The 4,813-nt window shown below is 69.7% G+C and carries 3 protein-coding genes and 1 pseudogene; 2 read left to right on the top strand and 2 right to left on the bottom strand.

The genetic code is table 11. From position 1 onward, the window contains the following. Both ACYVE7_RS29215 and ACYVE7_RS29220 read left to right on the top strand, forming a co-directional pair. The coding region (locus ACYVE7_RS29215; protein ID WP_460369126.1) for a PucR family transcriptional regulator at nucleotides 1-716 on the top strand (716 nt) is incomplete at its 5' end. Nucleotides 717-832: 116 nt separating this feature from the next. After that, a complete protein-coding gene (locus ACYVE7_RS29220) occupies nucleotides 833-3,913 on the top strand; it encodes a M14 family metallopeptidase (RefSeq protein ID WP_460369129.1) in 3,081 nt (1,026 codons plus the stop codon). Nucleotides 3,914-3,946: 33 nt separating this feature from the next. Here ACYVE7_RS29220 and ACYVE7_RS29225 read toward each other — a convergent pair whose 3' ends face one another. After that, nucleotides 3,947-4,504, bottom strand: a complete 558-nt coding sequence (locus ACYVE7_RS29225) for a hypothetical protein (RefSeq protein ID WP_460369132.1) — start codon at nucleotides 4,502-4,504, stop codon at nucleotides 3,947-3,949. 78 nt (nucleotides 4,505-4,582) lie between these two features. Beyond that, nucleotides 4,583-4,813, bottom strand: a pseudogene (locus tag ACYVE7_RS29230) (hypothetical protein); the annotation flags it as partial.

Below are 4,813 nucleotides of genomic sequence, written 5' to 3' on the forward strand. Positions count from 1 at the left end.
TGCTCGGCGCGGTGGTCCGCTGGCGCGGCCAGGCCACGCCCGAGCAGATCACCGAGCTGGCCGGGGCCACCGCCAACGCCAGCCGCGCTGCCACCCTCGCCGCGCTCGTCGGTGTCCTCGACGAGGGCACCCCGCAGGCCAGGGTCGGGGTCCTGGCGTCCCTGCCCAACCGGGCCGACGCCGAGAGCGCCCTCACCGAGATGGCGAAGGCGCTCCGCAAACACGACGTCAACGCGGTCATGGCCACCGGTTCCGTCGTCGAGTCGATCCGCGACGTCCGCCGGTCGTTCCTGGAGGCCGAGCAGGTCGCCGACGTCGCCGCCCAGGGCTCCGGCGACCGGCTCTTCTACCGTCTCCCCGATCTGCGGCTGCGCGGTCTGCTCCATCTGCTCCGCGACGACGCCCGCCTCCAGACCTTCGTGGAACGCGAACTCGGCCCGCTCCTGGAGTACGACGCCCAGCGCGGCAGCGACCTCACCCGGATCCTGAGCCTCTATCTGGACACCGGCCGCAACAAGGCCGTCGCGGCTCAGCAGGCCCATCTGTCCCGTCCGGCGTTCTATGAGCGGCTGCGCCGGATCGAACGGGTCCTCGACACCGACCTCGACGACGTCGAAGCCTGCACCAGCCTTCACGTGGCGCTTCTCGCGCTCACTTCGGTCCGCCGCGACCCGCGAACATCTCGGGAAGATTCCAACATCATTCGGAGCCGTTAATTCACAACGGTCTGTATTGACCTGATTCTTTTCTGCGGTGAATCTGATCATTGTTCGTCGGTCGTGCCCCGTGCGTTTCCGCGGTGCCCGCCGGACCCCCTCGAACAGGAGACGCGATGAGGCGTAGATTGACCTCGATCGTCGCCGCGGTGACGCTCGGTTCCGGCCTTCTGGTGGCAGCCCATGCCACCACGGCCGCCGCGGCGCCCGACGGTGCGGATCAACTTCAGGTGTTCACCGGAGAGGTGACCCCCGAACAGCTCCAGAAGATCAGGGACGTCGGTCTCGACCACGAGGACATCGCGACGGCGCCCGCCGTCGGCGGCAAGTCCAAGGTCGAGGTCGTGATGAGCGGCGACCAGGGCGCGAAGCTCGTGGCCAAGGGAGTTCCGCTCCAGGTCAAGGTCGCCGGCAAGGCGAAGAGCAAGGCCAAGGCCCTCGCGGCCGGCGTCTACCGGCCCTACTCCGGCGACGGCGGCATCCACGAGGAGATCGTGCAGGCCGCCGCCGACCACCCGGCCATCGCCAAGTCCTTCGACATCGGCACCACGGTCAACGGCAAGCCGATCACGGCCGTCCGGGTGACCAAGGACGCCGCGACGCTGCCTGACAAGGCGCGTCCCGCGGTCGTCTTCCAGGCCGCCCAGCACGCCCGTGAGTGGATCACCACGGAGAACGTCCGCCGCCAGCTCCACTACTTCCTGGACGGCTACGGCACCAACGCCGAGATCACGAGCCTGATCGACACGACCGACCTGTACTTCATCCCGGTCGTGAACGTCGACGGCTACGACAAGACCTTCGAGCCGGGCTTCCGGCTCTGGCGCAAGAACCTGCGCGACAACAACGGCGACGGCCAGATCACCGCGGGAGACGGTGTCGACCCGAACCGCAACTTCCCCTACAAGTGGGGCTACGACAACGAGGGCTCCTCGCCGTCGCCCGACTCCGAGACCTACCGCGGCACCGCGGCGGGCTCCGAGCCGGAGACCCAGGCGCAGCTCAACTTCGTCGACCGGGTCCGGCCCAAGTTCGTGGTCAACTACCACTCGGCGGCGCAGCTCCTGCTGTACGGCGTCGGCTGGCAGACGGCGACGCCGAGCCCCGACGACCACGTCTTCGAGACGATCCTCGGCGACGACGACCACCCGGCCGTGCCCGGCTACGACCCCGACCTCGGGGCCGAGCTGTACACGACCAACGGTGAGACCGACGGCCACTTCGACAACAACTTCGGCGCCCTCACCATGACGCCCGAGATGTCGACCTGCCAGACGGCCTCCGACATCAACCCCGACGACCAGTGGAACGCCGCGGACTGCGAGAGCGTCTTCAACTTCCCTGACGACGAGGGCCTGATCCAGGCGGAGTTCGCCAAGAACGTCCCGATGGCGCTGTCGGTCGCCAAGTCGGCGCAGACGCCTGACGCTCCGGTCTCCTCCATCGGCCGGACGGCCCCGGACTTCGTCGTCGACAAGTTCCCGGTCTCCTACGGGCACAAGCAGCCGATCGCGGTCGACGCGAAGCGCTCCCTCACCGACCTGAAGCTCCGCTACCGGATCAACGGGGCCTCCCCGCGCGTCGGCGAGGTCACGCAGTGGCAGGGCGGCGAGCGGTACGGCAAGGAGGGCACCCACTACTACGGCGAGTTCCGCGGCCAGGTGAAGGGTGACCCCGGCGACTCCGTCGAGGTCTGGTTCGAGGGCAAGAAGGCCGGTGCGGCCGTCGCGTCCGAGCACTTCACCTACACCGTCGCCAACACCACGGGCGCGAAGGTGCTCGTGCTGGCCGACGAGGACGTCACCGGCGTCAGCCCCGCCCAGGGCGGTACGACCGCCAAGCACGCCTCGACCTACACCAAGGCGATCAAGGACGCCGGCTACACCGCCGACGTCTACGACATCGACGCCAACAACCGCAAGGCCCCGCACCCGCTGGGCGTGCTGAGCCACTACAAGGCGGTCGTCTGGGAGACCGGCGACAACATCATCACGCGTGCCGTGGGCCAGCCGGGCGGCACCGCCGCGAAGCTGGCGCTCGACACCGAGCTGTCGGTCCGCGACTACCTCAACGAGGGCGGCAAGCTGCTGTACGCGGGCAAGTACGCGGGCTACGCGTCGGCCGGCGACGGTGTGTACTGGTATGACCCGGACGTCGCCACCGGCGCGCCCGAGTGCTCCCAGCGCACCGATCCGCCGTGCCTTCCGCTGCTCAACGACTTCCTCCAGTACTACCTGGGCGCCTACACCTATGTGGACGGCGGCGGCAGCGACCCCGACGGCAACCCGTTCGCGGTGAAGGGTTCCGATGGCCGGTTCGCCGGTTTCTCCTCGCCCCTCAACGGTGGCGACGGCGCTGACAACCAGGACCACACGGGGTCGTTCCTGACGACCTCCAGCTTCCTGCCCCCGGCGCAGTTCCCGCAGTTCGCGAGCAGCGCGCCGATCAAGTGGAACCGTCCGGGCGGCGCCCCGTTCGACCCCAAGACCGGCACGTACTACGCCTACACGGGCCGGGCCGACGTCTCCTACAAGAGGCTGACCACCACGGTCGACCTCACCGGTAAGACCGACGGCAATCTGAAGTTCCAGACCTCCTACGACACCGAGGCCGGCTGGGACCACATGATCGTCGAGGCGCACACCGTCGGCCAGGACGACTGGACGACGCTGCCCGACCTCAACGGCCACACCACCCAGGAGACGGGCGACAGCTGCGCGTCCGGCTGGCGGACCATCCACCCGTTCACCGAGCACTACCAGGGCGCGGACTGCTCGCCGACCGGCACCACCGGCGCGTGGAACGCTGCTTCCGGCCCGTCGAACGGCTGGCAGGAGTGGTCGATCGACCTGACCGCGTACGCGGGCAAGCAGGTCGAGCTGTCGATCTCCTACGTGAGCGACTGGGGCACCCAGCAGCTCGGCGTGTTCGTCGACGACGCCGTCGTGACCTCGGGCGGCGCGACCCTGTCGTCGACCTCGTTCGAGGACGGTCTCGGCGGCTGGACGGTCAGCGGCCCGCCCGCGGGCTCCGGCCAGAACGGCAATGACTGGACCCGTTCGACGACCGCGTTCACCGAGGGCGCGGGCGTCGTCACCGCCGACACCGTCTACACGGGGTTCGGCATCGAGGGCTTCCCGACGGCGGAGGCGCGCGCGTCCTTCGTCCGCCGCTCCCTCAAGCACCTCTTCGAATAGCGGTGACCGTTTAGCGGAACGCCCGGCCGGTCTCTACCGGCCGGGCGTTCTCGCGTAGTCGCCCATCGCGGTCTTGTAGCCCGTGCCGGACGTCCGGTAGCTGCGGCCCTTGCCCCAGCGCAGCACCTTGAACCGGACCTTCACCTTGTTCGAGCGGAACCCGGTGAACCTGCGCATCATCGGCTCGGACAGGTCGACCAGGGCGGGCGGGTGGTGCTGCGCCACCGCCCATTCGGCGGGGCCGAAGTCGTCGACGATCCCCGTCGCGCTCTTCTTCCGGTAAGTGATCTTCACCCGGGTGCCGAGCGGCCAGTACGGGCTGGCCACGGTCGCGAACCGCATCGGCCGCCCGGACGCGGTCTGGGCGTCCCAGAACGACGTGGCCGTGGTGGTCCCGGCGGGCATCTTCTTTCTGAGCGGCCGTCGGGGCGGTGCGGGTCTCTTCGGCGGCGCCGGTTTCTTCGGGGTCGCGGCGGCGGCCGTCGGGGTGGGGGTGGGGGTGGGGCGCGCGGCGGCGGCCGTGGCGGTTCCCGCCGCCAGGACGGCGGCGAGTGTACCGGCCACGGCGAGCCGGGTGCGGCGATGTTCCACGGGCTTTCCTCCTTGACTCCGGAGCGTCACGTGGCGGACACTCTAGAGCCCGGGAAGATCTTGGTAGATCTTTTCGCGTCAGAGCCACGCGGGCGTGGCGGAACCGTCGACGGCGGGTGACAGGTCCCAGTTCGGCCGCCGCCCCGACACCCGGCCGGGCGGAAGCACGAACGTCAGGACGCCGTGCGGGCTGTCCCGCGCCGCCAGCAGGTCCTCGTCGGGCTCCGCCGCGCCGTCCTGGGCGTCGTGTTGAGCGGCACGGCCGAGGCCGTCGAGGAAACGGGCCGTCCGGGCGAGCGAGACCGCGCC

The sequence above is a fragment of the Actinocorallia lasiicapitis genome (genome assembly GCF_054778695.1).